A 19,785-nucleotide genomic window follows, 5' to 3' on the forward strand; every position below is an offset into this window, starting at 1 on the left:
CCTCAGAGTTTGGGGGGAGCCGTGCTCTCGCGGATGGTGAGCGTGGTGGCGATCTCCAGGCCGGCCTGTGCCGGCTGCTCGCCCCGTCCGAGAGCCAGTGCCAGCTCCGTCGCCGCCGCCGCCATCTCGGTCAGCGGTTGGTGGACGGTGGTCATCGGCGGGTCGACCCAGGCCACGACCGGCAGATCGTCGAAGCCCACCACGCTCAGGTCGTCCGGAATGCGCAGGCCGAGCTCGCGCGCCGCCTTGTAGACGCCCAGCGCCTGCAGGTCGTTCGCGGCGAAGACGGCCGTGGGAGGATCGGGGCGGGTCAGCAGCTCCCGCGCCGCGGCGCAGCCGTCCTCTCGGGTGAGCGGAGAGTGGACGATCAGACTGGGGTCCACCGACAGTCCCGCCGCCTCCAGCGCCGAGCCGTAGCCTGCCAGCCGCGCGCGGCAGCACGACACGTCCTCCGGGCCGCCGATCATGGCGATGCGCCGGTGTCCCAGCTCGATCAGGTGGCGGGTGGCGGATCGGCCTCCCCGCCAGTTGGTGGCGCCGACGAAGGGCACGTCATCGGGCAGCTCGGTGGTCGGGTCGAAGACGACGAACGGGATGCCTTTGGCCTTGAGCTGGTCGCGCTCCGCCTCCGACAGTTGCGCCACCGACAGCACGCACCGCGGGCGCCGCTCCGTCACATCGCCCAAGGTGCGGCCGGACGAGTCGTGGAGACCGAACTCGGAGACCATGACCCCGACACGGTTCTTGCGGGCCACCCGCTCGACGCCCCGGATGATCTCCACGGCCCACATGCTCTCCAGCTCGCGGAACACGAGCTCCACCGTGTTGTTACGACTGCCGGGAGGCTTGCGGTAGCCGTACCTGTTGATCAGTTCCTCGATGCGCGCCCTGGTGTCGTCGGACACTCCCGATCTGCCGTTGAGCACCTTGGAGACGGTGGGAATCGACACGCCCGCCGACTCCGCTATGTAGGCGACGGTGACCGGCCCCTGTACGTCGTCCCGCGGATCCTGGCCGCTCTCCGCCGGCGCCTCCGTCAGGTTGTCCGCCACGGCCGCCTTCCCCCGTCGCCTTCTCGTTGCCGTCCGCATGCGCAAGCACGTCCCGCCCGCCTGCCGATCTCATACTGGCAGATCCGACGTGGGGCGTTATTCTTGCGCCGTGCAGCGGCCCGCGGCGGCCGGCCGGGGGACGGCGTGGCGGGATGCCGGCGCCGGGCCGGTGAGGAAGGGAGCCGCGTTGTCCTACGCCGAGTCGGGCGGACCGATCGCCGGCCGGGACCGTCGGCGAGGCGACCCGTCCAGGCCCGTGACGATCTCCTACATCGCCGCGACCGCCGGGGTGTCCATCCCCACGGTGTCCAAGGTCATCAACGGCCGTTCCGGTGTGTCGCCCGAGACGCGCGCCCGTGTCGAGGCCCTGATCAACGAGTACGGATACCGCAGGACCAACCGCAGCAACGTGATGGAGCTCGTCTTCGACGAGCTCGCGGACATGTGGGGGCTGGAGATCATCCGCGGGGTCGAGCGGGTGGCACGCGAGCAGCGTGTGGGGGTCGTGCTGACGGAGTTCGGCCCGGAACGCGACGAGACCGATTACCCCAACGACGACACCCTGGCCCGCCGCCCGGCCTGCGTCGTGACCGTGGCCCAGTTGTCGGAGGAGCAGCGTGACCAGCTGCGGGCCAGGGGGATTCCATTCGTGGTCTTCGACCCCACCGGTGAGCTGCCGGACGACGTACCCTTCGTCGGAGCGACGAACTGGTCCGGCGGCCGCTCGGCCACCCGCCACCTGGTCAAGCTGGGGCACCGCCGCCTGGCGATGATCGGCGGCCCGGACCAGATCTTGTGCTGCCGCGCCAGGCTGGACGGCTACCGCTCGGCGATGGAAGACGGCGGCCTGCAGGTGGACAGCGACCTCGTCGTACGCACCGGCCTCACCATGGAGGACGGCCGTGCGGCCGCGCTCGATCTGCTGAACCGCCCGGAGCGGCCGACGGCGATCTTCACCTGCAACGACCTTCAGGCGCTCGGCGTCTACCAGGCCGCGCGGGCGCTGGGGCTGAGGATACCGGCCGACCTGAGTGTGGTCGGCTTCGACGATCTGCCCATAGCGGCCCTGATCGATCCCCCGTTGACCACCGTCCATCAGCCGCTCACCGAGATGGCCATGGCCGCCACCGAGCTCGCGCTCGCCCTGGGGCGCGGGGAGGAGAGGCCGCGGATCGGCCTCGAGCTGGCCACCACCCTCACCGTCCGGGAGAGCACCGCGCCACCCGCAGAGCGCTGAAGCGGTACAGGCCGACTTCGTTGCGGCTGTTCTTGAAAATTTCAGGATAAAGCTCCAGAAACTTTCTAACGTCCTATCCGCAGACGGGCGAGCGCGCCGTGCCAGACCGTGGTGATACCACCGGTGACCTGGCCGGAAAGAGGTGCATGGGTCTCTGAAGGTTCCTGCTGATGAGACCGCCTGCGCATCGGTGCGGTGGCTACGTGAGAGGCAGTGGTTCGCGAAACACCGCCCTGCTATGTTTCGCGCGATATTGAGTTTCTGTTGCGTAGCTGAGTTTGCCTGCGCCGGCGTCTCACTCCATTTGAAGCGGTTCGGCAGGCCGTCCGGCACGACAACACCTGTGTAAGACAAGGGAGGTCGGTCGTGGATCTGCGACTCTTACGAAGAGCCCGGCTGCGGGTGAGCGTGGTCGTCGGCACCCTGGCCGTGCTGCTGGCGGCGGGGATGACGATGGCCGTCAACGCCCAGGCGGCCGTGGCCTGCCGCGTGGCGTACGCGGTCTCGGCTCAGTGGCCGGGTGGTTTCACCGCCGACGTGAGCGTCACCAACCTCGGTGACCCGGTCAACGGCTGGAAACTGGCCTGGACGTTCCCCTCGGGCCAGCAGGTCACCCAGGCGTGGAACGCGACGATCACCTCGTCGGGCGCGCAGGTCACCGCGGCGAACGCGAGCTACAACGCGGCCATCGCGACCAACGGGACGGTCTCCTTCGGCTTCAACGGGTCGTGGGCCGGCAGCAACACCACACCGCCCGCGTTCGCGCTCAACGGCGTCACGTGCACCGGAGGTACCGGCGCCTCGCCGTCTCCCAGCCCGTCGCCCTCCACGAGTCCGTCGCGGTCACCGTCACCGTCGCCCTCCGCGAGTCCGTCACGGTCGCCATCTCCCAGCCCGTCGCCGTCCGCGTCCCCCTCGCCGTCCCCCAGCCCGTCACCATCGCCGTCCCCTTCTCCGTCGCCCCAGCCGGGCGACGCGATGGCCAGGGTGGCCGCGATGCAGCCCGGCTGGAATCTGGGCAACACGTTCGACGCCATCCCCGATGAGACGTCGTGGGGCAACCCGCTGACGACCCAGGCCCTGCTCCACCACGTGCGATCCCAGGGGTTCAACAGCATCCGGATCCCGGTGACCTGGAGCAACCACCACGGTCCTGCGCCTGACTACACCATCGACGCCGCCTGGCTGAACCGCATCCGCCAGGTCGTCGACTGGTCGCTTGCCGAGGGCTTCTACGTGATGATCAACCTGCATCACGACTCCTGGCAGTGGATCAACGGGTACCCCGGCGACCGCACCACCGTGATGAACAGGTACACCGCGCTGTGGAGGCAGATCGCCGGCACGTTCCGCGACTATTCGCCGAAGCTGGTGTTCGAGAGCATCAACGAGCCGCAGTTCACCGGCACCTCTGGAGACAGCGAGAGCGATCAGGTGCTGAACGAGCTCAACACCGAGTTCGTCCACCTCGTGCGCGGGTCCGGAGGCGGCAACGCCACCCGGCTGCTCGTGCTGCCCACCCTGAACACCAGCGGCGACCAGAGCCGGCTGGACGCGTTGACGGCCACCTTCAACCAGCTCCACGACCCCAATCTCGCCGCGACGGTGCACTTCTACGGGTGGTGGCCGTTCAGCGTCAACATCGCCGGCGGCACCACGTACGACACCAACGTCGAGCAGGACCTGATCGGCACCTTCGACCGGGTGTACAACACCTTCGTGTCCCGCGGGATCCCGGTGATCATCGGAGAATGGGCGCTGCTCGATTACGATCACACCCGGCCCGGGATCATCGAACGCGGCGAGTTCCTGAAGTATCTCGAGGCCGTCGGCTATCACGCCCGCATCCGGAAGCTCACCACCATGCTCTGGGACGCGGGCCAGTTCCTGAACCGCAACGAGCTGCGATGGCGTGACCAGGGCGTCTACGAGATGATGAAGGCCAGCTGGACCACGCGCTCCGGCACCGCCTCGTCCGATCAGGTGTACGTCCCCCGCACCGGCGCGATCAGCGGCAAGACGCTCACGCTCAACCTCAACGGCACCACGTTCCAGGGCCTGCGACAGGGCGGCACCAACCTCGCCGAAGGCGCCGACTACACCGTGTCCGGCAACACCCTGACCCTCACCGCGGCGGCCCTGACGCGGCTGGCCGGGAACCGGGCGTACGGGGTGAACGCCACGATCGAGGCCCGCTTCTCCCAGGGTGTGCCGTGGCCGATCAGCGTCATCACCTCCGACCCGCCGACCCAGGCCGCCGCGACCGGCACGACCTCCTCGTTCGCCATACCCACCCAGTTCCGCGGCGACCAGCTCGCGACCATGGAGGCCAAGTACGCCGACGGCAGCCCCGCCGGACCTGCCAACTGGACCCCGTACAAGCACTTCTGGGAGCACTTCCAGCCCGACTACAACGCCAACACCATCATCCTGAAACCCGAGTTCTTCAATGAGGTCAACGACGGCCGCGTCACCCTCACCTTCCACTTCTGGAGCGGGTCGAAGACCACCTACTACATCACCAAGTCCGGCACCACGGTGACCGGCGGCACCTCCTGACGAACCACGGACGGGGGGCCGCGGCCACACCGGCCACGGCCCCCATTCAGGGGTGGCGGCTGGCGCCAGAGCCAGTTTTACGTGTGTAGACAGTTCTGAACGATGATGAATCGATGCGGATAATGATCCTGGGAGGCTCGTGGTTCGCCGGCCGTGCCGTGGTGGCGGAGGCCGTACAGCGAGGCTGGCAGGTCACCCTGTTCAATCGCGGCGCGGCAGGCCACCACATGGAGCGCAGCACGTAAGTGGTGGCTGGGAACGTCCCGAGGATCTCGCACAGCTCCCCTCGCATGGGCCATGGGATGTCGTCCGCGACGTGGCCGGGGCCGTACCGGCCCTGGTGCGCGACGCGCCACGGGCGCTCGCCGGCAGTGTGGACCGCTACGCGTTCATATCTACGATCTCGGCGTACCGCGACTGGCCGTACCGGGCCGTCGACGAGTCCTCCCCCTGTGGGACGGCGACCCCGATCTCGACCCCGGCACCCGCAGGCAGATGGGACCCCGACGCGTATGGTCCGCTCAAGGTGGGCTGTGAGCTGGCGATCCGGCGAGAGTTCGGCGACAACACCCTGTTCATCCGGCCGCATGTCATCCTTGGCCCCGGCGAGTACGTGGGCCGGCTGCCGTGGTGGTTACGTCGGCTCGTCCGCGGCGGCCGGGTGCTCGCCCCGGCACCACCCGACCGGGCCATCCATCCGGTCGATGTCCGCGACGTCGCCCGCTTCACCCTCGACCTGATCGAACGGCAAGCCACGGGCGTCTGCGACGTCGCCACGCCGATCGGCCGGGAGACCTACGGCGGCATGCTCCAGGCGTGCAAGCAGGCCACCGGTTCGACTGCCGAGTTCGTGTGGGTGGAGGAGTCTTGGCTGGCTGAGCGCGGCGTGCTGGAGTGGACCGAAATCCCCACGGGCGGTCAGCCGGTCAACTGCTCGCTGAACTCTTTGGCGAACGCCCGGTTGATGGCGGGGTCGCGGCCGTCGACATATCGCTCGGTCGGCTGATAGCCGATCCCTGTGGTAGAGGGCGAGCGCCGCGGTGTTGCGTACGCCGGTCTCCAGGATGGCCCGCCGAGCCCCGCTCCTACGGCATGGCGTTCCCACTCGGCCAAAATCCGCTCGCCCAGCCCGAGACCACGAAAACGGGGACATGAGGATCGGCATGCCGCTGCCGGAGGCGACGATGCGTTTGGCGATCTCGTCGCCGGAGGGCCCGGGATGTCCCGGTCGAGGACGGCGATGTCGTAGGCGTGGATGCTCAGCAGTTCCAGAGCGGTGTCGCCGTCACCGGCGATCGCTTCCAGGCGCAGGCCATCGCGGATGGCTTCGGTCAGAGCACGCCGAGGGGCGCGATGCGCGAGTGCAGTTGTACAGGCACGGCGGGGTGTACTCGATGTCCTGCCAGCGCATGAGCCGTCCGGTCAGCCGGTGGACTTGGCATAGAAGGGCGGGCACTCGGCGTCGTCCATGTGCCGGCTGACGTACACCACGCCGGCCTCCTCGTCCACCTCGGTCGTGATCGGGGTCGCTGCCACCTCCGGGGTGCCGATGTAGCCGCCGTGCAGGTACGTCTCGTGCGACAGGTCCAGCAGGTTGTCCACCAGCAGCCCGAACCGCGCCTTGAGCGGCTCCATCCCCGACACCGTCGTGTAGTCCGGAGTCCAGCCACGGCGCCCGCGGGATGCGGGCCGCGTCGGCCTTCCCCGGGTCGCCGATCCACACCCACACGAACGAGTCCTGCTCCACCACGGGGTAGCTCTTCAGCCGGGCGGTACGAGGCACGCGCGTCTGGCCGGGCACGGCCACGCACACGCCGTCCGCGCCGTAGGTGAACCCGTGATGGCCGCACACCACCTGGTCGTCGACCAACTGGCTCGGTGCCTGTGACAGCGGGAAACGGCGGTGCACGCACCGGTCCGACATCGCGGTGACCTCGCCGGCGCGGGTGCGCGACTCCTTCGTACTCCAGGGGTAAAGCGGGCGAGGGCACTGCTTCTGACGATGAGACCTCACGCATGCGGGCGGCGGAACACCGCTTCCCGCATGCCGGAAAGCGAATGTCCCGCCGTCTCACGAGCCGGAAGTGGTGTGCCGGAACGGGGACGGCAGGGGGATGAAAATGAGAACCGTTGTGGTTATCACGCGCAGCCGTCGACCGAGAAGGACGAGAGGGATGGCCAGAAACGAGCTACGACCGGTGATCAAGCTGCGCTCCGGCGCAGGCACCGGCTACACCTACGTGACCACCAAGAACAGGCGCAACGATCCCGACCGCCTGAAGCTGCGCAGATACGACCCGACCGTCCGCCGCCACGTCGAGTTCCGGGAGGAACGATGAAAAAGGCCATCCACCCCGACTACCGGCCGGTCGTCTTCCGCGACCCCGGCGCCGGTTTCGCCTTCCTCACCCGATCCACGATCACCAGCGACAAGACCATCGTGTGGGAGGACGGCACCACCTATCCCGTGGTGGACGTCGACGTCTCCTCGGCCAGCCACCCCTTCTACACCGGCCGCAACCGGGTGCTGGACACCGCCGGCCGGGTCGAGCGGTTCAACCAGCGCTACGGGAGAAGCTGAAGGCCGCGGCCCTCGTTCGGGCCAGGGGGAGAAGGTCAGATGCGGCCGGCTCGGGCCGAGCCGGCCGCGTGGCGGGGAGTCCGTCAGAAGGGATAACGCGCGGGCTCGCCGCGCATGGTGATCCAGCGGGTCTCGGTGAACGCCTCGATGTTCGCCGCGGCGCCCCCGAACCGGGATCCGGTGCCGGACGCCCGAACGCCGCCGAACGGCGCGTTGGCCTCGTCGTTCACGGTCTGGTCGTTGATGTGCACGATGCCGGTGGGGATGCGTTCCGCGACGGCGAGCCCGTGCATCACGTCACGTGTCACGATGCCCAGCGAAAGCCCGTACTCGCTCACCGCGGCCAGTTCGGCGGCCTCCTCGGGTGAGGACACACGGGTGACCGGCGCGACGGGACCGAACACCTCCTCGGCGAAGGCGGGCGCGGTGAGGGGGGTGCCGGCCAGCACGGTCGGCCGGTAGAAGAGGTCGTCGTACGTTCCGCCGGACGCCAGTCTCGCCCCCTGCTCCACGCTCGCCGTGACCATGCGGTGGATCTTGTCGCGCTGTCCCGCGTCGATGACCGGCCCCAGCGCGACCGCGCCGGACTTCGGGTCACCCACCGGGAGCCCACCGGCCTTCTCCGCGAGCCGTTCCACGAAGTCGTCGTACAGCCGTGCGGAGACCAGGTGACGCCCGGTCGTCATGCAGATCTGCCCCTGGTGGAAGAACGACCCCCAGGCGGCCAGGTTCACCGCCGCGTCCACGTCGGCGTCGTCCAGCACCAGCAGCGCGGAGTTCCCGCCGAGCTCCAGATGCGCCCGCTTCAGGTGCCGCCCCGCCAGCTCGCCGATGCGGCGGCCGACGGGGGTCGAGCCGGTGAACGAGATGACCCGGACGTTGGGGTCGGTGACCAGGGCCTCGCCGACGTCGGCGCCGCCGGGCAGCATCTGCAGGACGCCGGGCGGCAGGCCGGCCTCCTCGAAGACACGCGCCATCAGCGTGCCGCCGGTGACGGCGGTGCGCGGGTCCGGCTTGAGGATGACGGCGTTGCCGAGGGCGAGCGCCGGGGCGACCGACCGGATGCCGAGAATGATCGGCACGTTGAACGGTGAGATCACCGCGACCACGCCCGCCGGCATCCGCCGCGCCATGGACAGCCGCGGCTGCTCCGACGGCAGGACCTCGCCAATCGCCCGGCCCGGCAGCGAGGCCGCCTCGTAGCACTCCTCCGCCGCCACGTGCAGCGCGAACCCGGCCATCCCCGGGACCGCGCCGACCTCGCGGATGTTCCAGTCGCTGATCTCCTCGGCGTGACGCTGCCACAGGTCCCCGGCTCTGCGCAGGACGGCCGCGCGCGCGGTGTGCGGCATCGCGGCCCACTCCCGCTGGGCTCTGGTGGCGGTCTCCCCCGCCTCCGCCACGTCCTCGGGGGTCGCCAGCCCCATCCGGCCGAGTTCCTCACCGGTGGCCGGTTCGACGACCGCGTAGTCGCCTCCCCGTCCGGCGGTCCACTCGCCGTTCTTGAAGATGTTTCCCTGCCAGTCGACGCTGTCGAGAAGTCCCACAGCGGGTGTCCTTTCCTGTTGTCCTCAGTGGCTCATGCGCAGGACGGGCTTGAGCACGTCGCCGTGACGGCTGTCCCGCAGTGCCGTGTCGATGTCGGCCAGGTCGTAGAACCGCACCAGCCGGTCGAACGGGAAGCGTCCCTGACGATGCAGTTCGACGAGGGTGCCGATGAGCGTCTCGCTGCGGCCGCTGCCGCCGAGGGTGCCGACGACTCGCTTGCCCCACAGCGTCGACAGGTGGTCGAGCCCGAACTCCGCGCCCGCCGGCGCCCCGCCGATGAGGACGCAGGTCCCGAGCATCCCCACGCTGTCGGCCGCCTGACGTACGACGGAGATGACGCCGGTGCACTCCAGGGCGTGGTCGGCCGGCCCACCGCAGATCCGGTGCACCTCCGCCACGGGGTCCGCCTCGGAGACGTCGACGGTGTGGGTGGCGCCGAACTCCGTGGCCAGGGCGAGCCGGGCCGGGTGCCGGTCGACCGCGATGATCGTCGTGGCCGGGGACAGCCGGGCCGCCATGACGGCGGCCAGCCCGACCGCGCCCGCCCCGTACACCACGAGGCTCGACCCCGGGCCGGGCTTCAGCGTGTTGAACACCGCCCCCGCGCCCGTCGCGATGCCGCAGGCGAGCGGGCCGAGCAGGTCCAGCGGCGCGTCCGGGGGGACCACGACCAGGGCCTCGGCCCAGGTGAGCGAGTAGGTGGAGAACGACGACTGCCCGAAGAAATGGCTGTGCACCGGTGAGCCGCCGGGGCGGCGCAGGGCGGTCTTCCCGGCGCGCGGGCCGAGCAGCCGCCCGCCTCCGCACAGGGCCTCTCCGAGGCGGGAGCAGTAGCGCGGCTCGCCGTCCCGGCAGTTGCGGCAGTCCCCGCACGACGGCCAGCCGATCACCACGTGGTCGCCCGGCCGCACGCCGGTGACGCCCTCGCCCACGGCCACGACCTCCCCGGCTCCCTCGTGCCCGAGCACGGCGGGGAACGGCATCGGCAGGTCCCCGTGCCGGGTGATCTCGTCGGTGTGGCAGATCCCCGAGGCGACGATCTTCACCAGCGCTTCGCCCGGCCCGGGCTCGTCGAGGTCGAGTTCTTCGATGCGAAACGGTCCGTGGAGTTCGTCGACGACGGCGGCGGTCACCTTCATGACGTTCTTTCCTTGGGGGTCGTAGGGACGACGGGAGGAGGCAGCGGCGGGGTCAGCCGCTCGACCGTACGGGCCACGTGCAGGACGACCTCGTCGCGCATGGCGGCGCCGGCGAGTTGCAGGCCGACCGGCAGTCCGCCGGCCAGCGTCACCGGCACCGAGACGGCGGGCAGCCCCGCGGCGTTGAAGGGTGAGGTGAGCCGGGTCAGCACGAACTCGACGGGCCACTCCTGGTTCCCGGCCGTCAGCGTCATCGCACCGATGGGCGGGGCCACGACGGGCACGGTGGCGCAGGCCAGCACGTCGCAGGAGGCGAGCGCCCTGCGCAGGGCGCCGGTCAACCGGCGTATGGCCGCCTCGTGGGCCTCGACCTGGTCGGCGGTGGGCGGAGCCATCCGCATCAGTTCGGCGATGTCCGGCCCGAACAGCTCGGGGTTCCGCTCGAACGCGCGCCGGTGGAAGGCGCCGGCCTCGTGGGCGATCCTGGAGAGCAGGGCCTGCGGCATGAGCGGCTCGCCGGGGACGACGACGTCGTCCACGCGCAGCCCGTGCTCCTCCAGCCGGCTGCGGGTGGCCGCCAGCGCCTCGCGGACCTCCGGGGCGAGCACCGCGTCGAACCAGCCGCCCAGCCAGCCCACCCGCGGCTTCGCGGGAAGATCGGCCGGCGCCGGTGCCGCGAGTGCGGTCGTCAGCAGCGCCGCGTCGTCCACCGTGCGCGCCAGGACGCCGAGGTGGTCCAGCGACGGGGCCAGCGGCAGCACGCCGTCGAGGGGGACGCGGCCCCGGGTCGGCTTGAAGCCGACGCAGCCGCTGAGCGCGGCCGGGATGCGCACGCTGCCTGCCGTGTCCGAGCCGAGCGCGCCCAGGCAGCTGCCCGCGGCGACGGAGGCGGCCGAGCCGCCGGAGGAGCCACCGGGGATGCGCCCCCGGCGGTACGGGTTGTGGGTGGGGCCGAAGAACGGGCTGTCCGTGCGCCCTCCCCACGCCAGCTCGTGCGTGGTGTGCTTGCCCAGGATCACCACCCCCGCCTCCCGCAGCCGGGCCACCGCGCTCGCGTCCCGCTCCGGGACGTGGCCGGTGAACAGGGGCGATCCGTAGCCGGTGGGGACACCCGCCGTGTCGATCAGGTCCTTGATTCCGATGGGGAGGCCGTGCAGCGGCCCGCGGGCCGGTTCCCCCGCGAGCGCCGCCGCCCGGGCCCGTGCCCGGTCGGCCGTCACCGTCGCGTACGCGTTGAGGCACGGCTCGGTCGCCTCGATCCTGGCCAGCATGTGCTCGGTCAGCTCGGCGGGCGACAGTTCACCGCGGGCGATGGCGGCCGAGGCGGCGGTCGCCGTGAGAGCGGCCGCCTCAACCGGAGACGACATCGGTGTCCCGCTTCCGGACGAAGTAGCCGACGGGGAACAGGCTCAGCCCGGTCCTGTCGCGCACCAGGCCCCACAAGCCGCGCGGCAGCCGGAGCGCCGCCGCGATGCCGATGGCGCCCAGGAGCACCAGGTACCAGGAGCCGTAGTCGGACAGCAGCTGCTGCAGCCCGAAGAAGACGACCGCCCCGACCAGTGGACCCTCGATGGAGCCGATGCCGCCGATGACGACGATGAAGATCATGTATGCCGACCACTGCACGCTGAAGATGGCGTCGGGGTTGACACTGAGCGAGCTCACCGTGATGACCCCGCCGGCCGCGCCGCAGCCGGCCGCCGAGACGAGGTAGACCACGCGCTTGGCCCGCCGTACGTCGATCCCGACGGAGCTCGCGGCGGTCTCCTCGTCGCGGACGGCCATGAGCGACAGGCCGAGCCGGCCTCGCAGCAACAGGTAGCATCCGGCGATCGTGGCCAGGGCCAGGGCGAGCGCGACCCAGTAGGTCAGCGCCCCGCGCAGGACCTGGTCGACGCCGGAGAGCCCGGTCAGGCCCTTGCCGCTGCCGCCGCCGAGGCTGTCGACCCGGACGACCAGGAGCCGGTAGACCTCGGCGATCACCCAGGTCCCGACGGCGAAGTAGTCGCCGCGCAGCCGGAAGGCGAGCCACGAGGTCGGCAGCGCGAAGACGGCGCAGGTGAGCGCGGCCAGCGGCACCGCGAGGTACGGCTGCACACCCAGGTCGGCGAGCGCGACGACGGAGTAGGCGCCGATGCCGATGTAGGCCTGCTGCCCGACCGAGACCAGCCCGCCGAACCCGGCGAGCAGGTTCCACATGCTCGCCAGCGCGACCAGCACGAACAGGTTGACGAGAGTGTCGGTGACCGTGCTGAACACCAGGAACGGGAGCGCCGCGAGGACCGCGACGGCGATCAGCATGGCGACGGCCGACAGTTTGGAGGAGCGGGCGGCGCGGCTCACGTCAACGGCCGCGCGTGCGGTCAGCATCTGGGAGATGGTCATGCGGTCCGTCCTGCGAGCAGGCCCTGCGGCCGGAAGGCCAGCACGGCGAGGAAGACGAGGTGGCCGGCGAGCAGGGTCAGCGCGGGGTCGATCTGCGCCCCCAGGGACTGGGTGACGCCGAGGACGACGCCGCCGAGCAGCGTTCCCCACAGCGACCCGAGACCGCCGATGACGACCGCCTCGAAGGCGAAGATCAGCCGCGAGGGGCCGATCGCGGGATCGAACGACGAGCGGATCGCGAACATCAGTCCGGCGAGCGCGACGGTGGCGAACGCGATGGCGGTCGCGATGCCGTAGACGTGCCGGCTGTCCGCGCCCACCAGGTTCGCGGTCTCCCGGTCGTCGGACGACGCGCGCAGCATCCGGCCGAGGCCGGTGCGCGACAGGAACAGCTGGATGCCGGCCAGGGCGAGGCAGGCCAGCAGGAACGTCGTCAGCGAGAGATAGCCGACGGAGATCGAGCCGCTGAGCTCGAACGAGCCCGTGGCGAAGGAACCCCCGTCGAGGGTGCGGGTGTCCGCGGAGAAGATCTCCAGCAGGACGTTCTGCAGCACGATGGACAGGCCGAAGGTGACCAGCAGAGTCGCCAGCGGCCCCGCGGACAGGCTGCGTTGCAGCAGCACCCGCTGGGTCAGGTACCCGAGCACGGCGAACAGCGGGACGGTCACCACCAGAACCACCCACAGGGGCAGCCCGGTGCCGCCGACCAGCGCCAATGCCAGGAACGACGCGACCACCGCGAGGTCGCCGTGCGCGAGGTTGACGATCCGCATGACGCCGAACATCAGCGACAACCCGGTCGCGAACAGCGCGTAGAGCCCGCCGAGCAGCAGCCCTTGGATGACGGCGTTGAGCCAGCCCATGTCAGTCGTGTCCCTCTCGGTCAGTCGGGCCGATTCCGAAGTACGCGTGCTCCACCTGCTCCGGGGTCAGGTCCTGCGGCCGTCCCCGCAGTACGGACCTGCCTTCGAGCAGGCAGTGCACCCGGTCGGCCACCCGCAGGGCCTGGGAGACGTCCTGCTCGACGATCAGCGCGGTGGTGCCGGTGGCGACGATGTCCGGGAGCACCTGGTAGATGCGGCGTACGATCACCGGCGCGAGGCCCAGCGACAGCTCGTCGATGAGCAACAGGTCCGGGTTGGACAGCAGCGCCCTGCCGATGGCCACCGACTGCTGCTCGCCGCCCGACAGCTGTGCGGCGTTCTGCCCACGCCGGTCGGCCATCCAGGGGAACAGCTCGTACACGCGGGCGACGGTCCAGGGACCGGGACGCCTGCGGTACGCGCCGGTCAGCAGGTTCTCCTCCACGCTGAGGGAGCGGAACAGCCGCCGGCCCTCCGGCACCAGGGCGATGCCTTCCGACACGCGTTTGTGGGCGGGGAAGCGGGTGATGTCGCGGCCCCTGAGGTGGACGGTTCCCGACGTCGGGGGGTTGAGCCCGGCAAGGGCGCGCAGCAGCGTGGACTTGCCCGCGCCGTTGGCGCCGATGATGGCGAGCACCTCGCCCTTCTCGATCTCCAGGCTGAGGCCGTCCACGGCGCGGAGCTGGCCGTGGTGCACGGTGAGGTCGCGGATGGACAGCAGCGTCATGAGCCCTCCTCGTCCGTGAGGCCGGTCTCCGGGCCGCCGCCCAGGTAGAGCTCGCGGACCTTCGGATCGGCGAGCACCGTCATCGGCTCGCCGTCCGCGACCAGGTCGCCGCCGGCGAGACAGACCATCCGGCCGACGGTCTTCACCAGTGCGTGCACGACGTGCTCGATCCAGACGATGCCGAGGCCCTCGGCGTGCAGCCGCTTCACCACCTCGACCAGTTCGAGCACCTCCGGCTCGGTCAGCCCGCCGGCGACCTCGTCCAGGAGCAGCAGCCGAGGCGCCGTGCCGATGGCCCGGGCCACCTCCAGGCGCTTGCGCTGGAGCAGGGTGAGCCGCCCCGCGGGGGTGTTCGCCAGGCCGGCCAGGCCGGTGCGGTCGAGCACGTCCATGCCGTGCGTCCAGGCCTGCCTGCCCTTGAGCCCGGCGCCCTGGTGGGCGCACACGAGCACGTTCTCGAACACGGTCAGGTGCTCGAAGGGCCGGGGCACCTGGTAGGTGCGGCCGATGCCGGCCCGGGTGCGGGCGTGCGGCGGTACGGCCGTGACATCGCGGCCTTCGAACCAGACCGCGCCGCTGTCGGGGCGCAGGTCACCGGAGATCATGGCGAACAGGCTGGACTTGCCGGCTCCGTTCGGCCCCACGATCCCGAGCGCCTCGCCCGGCTGGACCGAAAGCGTCATCTCCCTGGCGACGGTCACCTTGCCGAAGCTCTTGGTGACGCCGTCGAGGTGCAGCAGTGACGGCGTCATCGGGCGTCGGTGGGCTTCAGCTCGCCGCCGACGGGGACGTCCTTGTTCGGCGTGTTGTCGACGATGACGACGTCCCAGGGGAAGCGCTCGCCCTTGCGCCACTGGCCGCCGACCGGGTGCTGGATGGCGATGCCGGGCTGCGGGCCCGCGGTGAAGTCGAGGTTCCCGCTCATACAGTTGATCTTCATGCCGCGCAGCTTGGAAGCCACCTCGTCGCGGTCCTTGGGGTCGCTCGCGTCCTTGAAGGCCTGAATCGCGATCTCGAACAGTGAGTAGACCGAGCCGAGGGCCTGGGTCCACTGCTTGCCGGTGGCCGCGGCGAAGTCGTCGGCGAGTTGCTTGGCGCTCTTGCCGTCGAGGGTGGAGGTGTAGGGGTGGGCGGGGCTCCACCAGAAGTCGGTGGCGATGTTGTTCGCGAGCCGGCCGAGGGCCTCGGCCTCCGAGGGGAACAGCATGACCTTCGCGACGGTGGCCAGCTTCGGCCGGAAGCCCTGCTGCTGGGCCTGCTTCCAGAAGGTCTGGAAGTCCGGGGGAATCGGGGTGCAGGTGAACAGCTCCGCGTCCGACTCCTTGAACTTCGCGATCTGCGCGGTGAAGTCGGTCGCGCCGTCCTGGTAGGCGCCGCCGTCGACGACGGTGTAGCCGGACTTCTCCATCATCGGGCCGAGCCCCTGACGGAACGCGTTGGCGTCGGTGTCGTTGGGCCACAGGGCGGCGACGTTCTTGTTGGAGACGTCCATGCGCTCCCACATGGGGAAGAAGCAGTCGGCGAACTCCTGCATGCCGAAGAAGAACAACGTCGTGTATTTGAAGCCCTCGCCCGGCTTGCCACCCCGGCCGTGGAACCACGCCTCCCACGGAGCGATCGTGGTGACGTTCGGGATGCCGTTGGCCTCGCACTGGTCGGCCACCGGGTTGGTGGTGTCGGGCGTGGAGGAACCGACGATGAGGTCGACCTTGTCGCTGTTGATCAGCTGCCGGGTGACCTCGGTGGCGCGGTTGGGGTTCGACTGCGTGTCCTTGACGACGATCTCGAGCGTGCGCTTCTTGCCGCCCGAGGTGAACCCGTTCCGCAGCGCCTCCTGGATCTGCTTGACCACGAAGTTGTCGGCGGTGGCGAAGCCGGCCAGCGGGCCCGTCTGCGGGCTGACGTAGCCGATCTTGAGCACGTCGGACGACGAGGTGCCCGTGCCCTTCAGCCCGCCGCAGGCACTCAGCAGCGGGGCGCCGCCGATCGCGGCGGTGCCGAGGCCCACCGCGCTGAGGAAAGAACGGCGGTCCATGCCGCCCACGGAAGCGTCGCTCACGCGAGGACTCCTTGTGTCGTACGGTCCCGCGGGCATGGCGAAGCCCTGTCGGGACACCAGGGGGTGCTCGTGAAAACCGGGTCGGGTGGGGTCGCGCGGCTGGTGACCGCGGCGCCGACCTCGGGGATGTCGGAAAGGTGCCCCGACCGTACGGTCCCGTTAACACGGGAGCAACAGGGCGTCCCGGAAGCTCGAACGCGAATTCCTTGACTGGAACGGCTATGCCTGCGGCCGGTAGCCGAGTCGCCGGGAGATCTCGGCCGCGGTGCGCCGCAGCGGGGCCTCCAGCCGCCCGGCCAGCGCCTCCACGGTGGTCGGCGCGAGGGTCAGGTACACCGCGACGTTGATCGCCGCCACCACGTCGCCGGACCGGTCGCGCACCGGCGCGGAGAACGACCTCAGGCCGGGAGCCAGCTCCTCGTCGTTGACCGCCATGCCGCTCTGGCGCACCTTCGCCAGCGCCGCCAGCAGCTGCTCCCTGTTGGTGATCGTCTTGGGCCCGCGGCGGGCCATGTCGGTGTGATCGAGGATCTGCCGCAGCGCCGCCGGGTCCTTGTACGCCAGCAGCACCTTGCCCATCGAGGTGCAGTACGCCGGCAGCCGGGAGCCCACGTGCAGGTTGAGGTCCATGGCCAGGGCGCTGCGCCGGCCGCTGCGCCGGCGGTCCACGTAGACGACGTCCGGCCCGTCGCACAGCCCCAGGCTGACCGTGAACCCGGTCTCGTCGGCCAGCGCCTGCAGCAGCGGCCCGGTGACCCGGGTGAGCTCCATCGAGTCGATCGCCGCGAACCCGAGGTCGACGGCGCGCGGGCCGAGGAAGTACTTCTTGGTCTCCGGGTCCTGCTGGAGATACTCCAGCACGGTCAGCGTGGCCACGTATCGGTGCGTAGTGCTCTTGTTCAGGCCGACCGCGCGCGCCAGGTCGGCGATCCCCAGCACCGATCGGTTCCCGGTGAAGGCCGACAGGATGCGCAGGCCGCGCTCCAGGGAGACGGAGTGCGAGGCGGAGGGGTCGGTCGTCACACGACCAGGCCGGCGGGGAGAGTCCTCTTCGGTCACGGCGGTCAGCATATTGCCACCGCGTTCCAGTCCTCCGAACGCATTTGACTGCCGGCCCGATTGCGTGAACGCTTTCTCGACCGTGCGGACGACGTGGGGAAGAGGATCGAGCCATATGACCGGAGCGGGGCGCGCCGGGAACGGGTGGCGCACGGCGCGACTCGGTCACTTCATCGGCGGCGACTGGGTGGCCGCCGGCTCCGGCCGAACCTACCTCGACCACTCCCCGTGGTCCGGGGCGGCGCTCTGCGAGGTCGCCGCCGGCGACGCCGAGGACGCGCGCCGGGCGATCGAGGCCGCCCATGCGGCGTTCGGCGGCTGGGCCGGACAGGCGCCCCGGCGACGCCAGCAGATCTTCCTGCGCGCCGCCGACATCCTGGAGGGCCGCCGTGCGGAGGTCCTCGACGCCCTCGCCGACGAGACCGGGTGCGGCCGTCACTTCGGCGACGTCCAGTTCGACTTCACGCTCAGGCTCCTGCGCCAGGCCGCCCATCTGGCCTACCGGCCCATGGGGGAACTGCTGCCGTCGGACGTCGAGGGCACCCAGGCCATGGCCGTACGGCGCCCGGTCGGCGTGGTCGCGGCGATCGCGCCGTGGAACGCCTCGCTCACCCTGTCAGGACGGGCGATCGTCGGCCCGCTCGCCCTCGGCAACACGGTCGTGCTGAAACCCTCGGAGGAAGCGCCCTACACCGGAGGCGCGCTCTGGGCAGAGATCCTCCACGAGGCCGGCCTGCCCGCCGGCGCGCTGAACGTCGTCACCCACGCTCCGGGGGAGGCCGGCGACATCGGCGACGCGATGCTCGCGAACCCCCTGGTCAAGCGGATCAACTTCACCGGGTCGACGCCGACGGGACGGCGCCTCGCCGAGAAGGCCGGGCGGCACCTCAAGCGCCTCGTGCTCCAGCTCAGCGGGCAGAACCCGCTCATCGTCGCGCGCGACGCCGACATCGGGTACGCCGTGGACGCCGCGGCCTACGGCGCCTTCGTCCACCAGGGACAGGTGTGCATGTGCGCCCGGCGCGTCTACGTCGAGCGCCCGCTGGCGGAGGAGTTCGCCGAGCGGTTCGCGGCCAAGGTGGCGGCGCTGCCGACGGGCGACCCGCATGCCCCGGAGACGGTCGTCGGCCCGGTCATCAACGAGTGGGCCCTGGCCCTCCTCGACCGCCGCGTCAACGAGGCCGTCGAACTCGGCGCCCGCGTCCTGGCCGGAGGGGTCCCCCGGCCGCCGTGCTATCCGGCCACCGTACTCACCGACGTCCCCGGCGAGGCCGAGATCGCCCACGGCGAGACCTTCGGGCCGGTCGTGATCCTGGAGGCCGTCGACTCGGCCGAGGAGGCGGTCGCCCGGGCCAACCGGTCGGATCTGGGCCTGGCCGCCTCGATCATCACGGGTGACAGCCGCCGCGGCCTGCGACTGGCGGCGCAATTGGACGTCGGCATCGTCCACGTGAACGACCAGCCCGTCAACGACGAGCCGCACATGCCGTTCGGCGGCGTCAAGGACAGCGGCTGGGGACGTTTCGGGCTCGGTTTCGCCGCCGAGGAGTTCTGCGAGCTCCAGTGGGTCACCGTACGCGACCAGGATCGGACCTTCTCCTTCTGACCCGCCACCGCCGGCGGCGGGACCGAGTGGATGGTGCGCGTGTGCGCACGCTTGGCCTAGCCGGCGGCGGGCAGGATGGCGTTGGGCGAGGTGCCGAAACGGCCGGCTGTCGCGTCGAGCACGGTCAGGCTCCCGTACGCGTCGGCCGCCGTCGACGTGCAGGATCTGGCCGGTGATTTGGAAGTCCGACGCCCGGAACCCGACCTCGCGGCCCGTGCCCTCGACGCCGAGCAACTCCCCCATGTGTACGCCGCGGCCGACCGAGCGCACGGCCACCATGTCGCCGGACTCGACGACGTGCTCGATCGTGACGGTCAGGCCGCCGCGCAGCCCACCCGGATCACCGTCGGCTACACCGCGGGCCTGATCGTCACTCCGGCGGTGCAAGCACCCCGACGCCGACGTACGCACGCTGCACCTGGAGTGGAACGAGCCGCGCGAGGCCCTGCTCGACCGGCGGGTCGACGCGGCGATCACCCGGCTGCCGCTGCAGACCGACGACCTGCACGTGACGATCCTCTACGAGGAGCCGAAGATGCTGCTCGTGCCGGCCGGGCACCGTCTGGCCGGCAAGGAGTCGGTCACCCTCGACGACATCGACGGCGAGCCGATCCCCCGCTTCCCGGACCCGGAGTTCGACGCGTACTGGCGTATCGACCCACGGCCCGGAGGACGCCCCGCGCCCGGCGGACCCCCTGTCGAGACCATCGAGGACAAGCTCGAATACATAGCCGCCGGGCAGGCTGTGGCCATCGTCCCGGCCTCCCTGCACGCGGCCGGAATCCGCCCCGACCTCACCGCGATCCCGCTGCGCGGCGTCGAACCGGGCCACGTCGTCGTGGCAACCCGGGCCGCGGACCGCAGCCGGCTGGTGGCCGCATTCCGCAGGTCGGCCCGTGACTGCGTGAGCGGTCAGGTGGACAGCTCCTCCTGGTCGACGCCTCACCTGGCGCACGGCGCCGGCAGGTGA

20 protein-coding genes and 3 pseudogenes are annotated in these 19,785 nt (G+C 70.7%); 8 read left to right on the forward strand and 15 right to left on the reverse strand.

Annotation, left to right across the window (positions count from 1 at the left end; translation table 11 throughout):
• Positions 1 to 2 precede the first annotated feature (2 nt).
• The gene (locus IL992_RS42835) at positions 3 to 1,052 is read right to left on the reverse strand and encodes a LacI family DNA-binding transcriptional regulator (RefSeq protein WP_319019192.1); all 1,050 of its coding nucleotides are present in this window, start codon (positions 1,050 to 1,052) and stop codon (positions 3 to 5) included.
• 109 nt (positions 1,053 to 1,161) lie between these two features.
• Between IL992_RS42835 and IL992_RS42840 the strand changes: the two genes are divergently transcribed.
• The 4 genes from IL992_RS42840 (at position 1,162) to IL992_RS42850 (ending at position 5,854) form a co-directional block, all read left to right on the forward strand.
• A complete protein-coding gene (locus IL992_RS42840; RefSeq protein ID WP_319019193.1) occupies positions 1,162 to 2,289 on the forward strand; it encodes a LacI family DNA-binding transcriptional regulator in 1,128 nt (375 codons plus the stop codon).
• A gap of 366 nt (positions 2,290 to 2,655) precedes the next feature.
• On the forward strand, positions 2,656 to 4,848 hold the full coding sequence (locus IL992_RS42845) for a cellulase family glycosylhydrolase (protein ID WP_319019194.1): 2,193 nt from the start codon (positions 2,656 to 2,658) through the stop codon (positions 4,846 to 4,848).
• A gap of 113 nt (positions 4,849 to 4,961) precedes the next feature.
• On the forward strand, positions 4,962 to 5,093 hold the full coding sequence (locus IL992_RS48090; RefSeq protein WP_264295205.1) for a hypothetical protein: 132 nt from the start codon (positions 4,962 to 4,964) through the stop codon (positions 5,091 to 5,093).
• Positions 5,094 to 5,164: 71 nt separating this feature from the next.
• A complete protein-coding gene (locus tag IL992_RS42850) occupies positions 5,165 to 5,854 on the forward strand; it encodes a Rossmann-fold NAD(P)-binding domain-containing protein (protein WP_193209052.1) in 690 nt (229 codons plus the stop codon).
• 144 nt (positions 5,855 to 5,998) lie between these two features.
• On the opposite strand, the pseudogene IL992_RS42855 reads toward IL992_RS42850, so the two are convergent.
• The 3 genes and pseudogenes from IL992_RS42855 to IL992_RS49190 form a co-directional block, all read right to left on the reverse strand.
• Positions 5,999 to 6,183, reverse strand: a pseudogene (locus tag IL992_RS42855) (response regulator transcription factor); the annotation flags it as partial.
• Between the two features lie 87 nt (positions 6,184 to 6,270).
• Positions 6,271 to 6,483, reverse strand: coding sequence for a hypothetical protein (locus IL992_RS47240; RefSeq protein WP_226874821.1), 213 nt, complete (start codon positions 6,481 to 6,483; stop codon positions 6,271 to 6,273).
• A gap of 130 nt (positions 6,484 to 6,613) precedes the next feature.
• Positions 6,614 to 6,862, reverse strand: a pseudogene (locus tag IL992_RS49190) (Rieske 2Fe-2S domain-containing protein); the annotation flags it as partial.
• Positions 6,863 to 7,022: 160 nt separating this feature from the next.
• Between IL992_RS49190 and rpmG the strand changes: the two are divergent.
• Positions 7,023 to 7,187 (forward strand): 50S ribosomal protein L33, encoded by a 165-nt coding sequence (gene rpmG / locus IL992_RS42865; protein ID WP_193209020.1) that lies wholly within the window; start codon positions 7,023 to 7,025, stop codon positions 7,185 to 7,187.
• A complete protein-coding gene (locus tag IL992_RS42870; protein ID WP_193209021.1) occupies positions 7,184 to 7,429 on the forward strand; it encodes a type B 50S ribosomal protein L31 in 246 nt (81 codons plus the stop codon). The genes rpmG and IL992_RS42870 overlap by 4 nt, the downstream gene beginning before the upstream one ends.
• 83 nt (positions 7,430 to 7,512) lie before the next feature.
• Here IL992_RS42870 and IL992_RS42875 read toward each other — a convergent pair whose 3' ends face one another.
• The 9 genes from IL992_RS42875 to IL992_RS42915 all read right to left on the reverse strand — a co-directional run bounded on the left by IL992_RS42875 (position 7,513) and on the right by IL992_RS42915 (position 17,209).
• A complete protein-coding gene (locus IL992_RS42875) occupies positions 7,513 to 8,976 on the reverse strand; it encodes a benzaldehyde dehydrogenase (RefSeq protein WP_193209022.1) in 1,464 nt (487 codons plus the stop codon).
• Between the two features lie 24 nt (positions 8,977 to 9,000).
• Positions 9,001 to 10,116 (reverse strand): NAD(P)-dependent alcohol dehydrogenase, encoded by a 1,116-nt coding sequence (locus IL992_RS42880; RefSeq protein WP_193209023.1) that lies wholly within the window; start codon positions 10,114 to 10,116, stop codon positions 9,001 to 9,003.
• On the reverse strand, positions 10,113 to 11,483 hold the full coding sequence (locus tag IL992_RS42885) for an amidase (RefSeq protein WP_193209024.1): 1,371 nt from the start codon (positions 11,481 to 11,483) through the stop codon (positions 10,113 to 10,115). Before IL992_RS42885 ends, IL992_RS42880 begins: the two co-directional genes overlap by 4 nt.
• The gene (locus IL992_RS42890) at positions 11,467 to 12,501 is read right to left on the reverse strand and encodes a branched-chain amino acid ABC transporter permease (protein ID WP_193209025.1); all 1,035 of its coding nucleotides are present in this window, start codon (positions 12,499 to 12,501) and stop codon (positions 11,467 to 11,469) included. The genes IL992_RS42885 and IL992_RS42890 overlap by 17 nt, the downstream gene beginning before the upstream one ends.
• Complete coding sequence (locus tag IL992_RS42895) at positions 12,498 to 13,364, reverse strand: branched-chain amino acid ABC transporter permease (RefSeq protein ID WP_193209026.1); 867 nt, start codon at positions 13,362 to 13,364, stop codon at positions 12,498 to 12,500. Before IL992_RS42895 ends, IL992_RS42890 begins: the two co-directional genes overlap by 4 nt.
• Position 13,365: 1 nt before the next feature.
• Positions 13,366 to 14,091 carry an ABC transporter ATP-binding protein gene (locus IL992_RS42900; RefSeq protein WP_193209027.1) on the reverse strand — a complete coding sequence of 242 codons (726 nt, stop codon included), beginning with the start codon at positions 14,089 to 14,091 and terminating at the stop codon, positions 13,366 to 13,368.
• On the reverse strand, positions 14,088 to 14,843 hold the full coding sequence (locus IL992_RS42905; protein WP_193209028.1) for an ABC transporter ATP-binding protein: 756 nt from the start codon (positions 14,841 to 14,843) through the stop codon (positions 14,088 to 14,090). Before IL992_RS42905 ends, IL992_RS42900 begins: the two co-directional genes overlap by 4 nt.
• Positions 14,840 to 16,150 (reverse strand): ABC transporter substrate-binding protein, encoded by a 1,311-nt coding sequence (locus IL992_RS42910; protein ID WP_193209029.1) that lies wholly within the window; start codon positions 16,148 to 16,150, stop codon positions 14,840 to 14,842. The genes IL992_RS42905 and IL992_RS42910 overlap by 4 nt, the downstream gene beginning before the upstream one ends.
• A gap of 219 nt (positions 16,151 to 16,369) precedes the next feature.
• Positions 16,370 to 17,209 (reverse strand): IclR family transcriptional regulator, encoded by an 840-nt coding sequence (locus IL992_RS42915; RefSeq protein WP_319019195.1) that lies wholly within the window; start codon positions 17,207 to 17,209, stop codon positions 16,370 to 16,372.
• A 115-nt stretch (positions 17,210 to 17,324) separates the two neighbouring features.
• Between IL992_RS42915 and IL992_RS42920 the strand changes: the two genes are divergently transcribed.
• A complete protein-coding gene (locus IL992_RS42920; protein WP_193209031.1) occupies positions 17,325 to 18,815 on the forward strand; it encodes an aldehyde dehydrogenase family protein in 1,491 nt (496 codons plus the stop codon).
• A gap of 192 nt (positions 18,816 to 19,007) precedes the next feature.
• Here the strand turns inward: IL992_RS42920 and IL992_RS49195 are convergent.
• A pseudogene (locus tag IL992_RS49195) lies at positions 19,008 to 19,226 on the reverse strand (ester cyclase); the annotation flags it as partial.
• Positions 19,186 to 19,323, reverse strand: a complete 138-nt coding sequence (locus IL992_RS48095) for a hypothetical protein (RefSeq protein ID WP_264295206.1) — start codon at positions 19,321 to 19,323, stop codon at positions 19,186 to 19,188. The pseudogene IL992_RS49195 and the gene IL992_RS48095, both read right to left, overlap by 41 nt.
• Here IL992_RS48095 and IL992_RS47255 point away from each other — a divergent pair.
• Positions 19,261 to 19,785: a LysR substrate-binding domain-containing protein gene (locus IL992_RS47255; protein WP_264295207.1), complete on the forward strand. Its 525-nt coding sequence runs from the start codon at positions 19,261 to 19,263 to the stop codon at positions 19,783 to 19,785. The two genes, IL992_RS48095 and IL992_RS47255, sit on opposite strands and share 63 nt — an antisense overlap.

It is taken from the genome of Microbispora sitophila (genome assembly GCF_014892245.1).
Classification (GTDB): domain Bacteria; phylum Actinomycetota; class Actinomycetes; order Streptosporangiales; family Streptosporangiaceae; genus Microbispora; species Microbispora siamensis.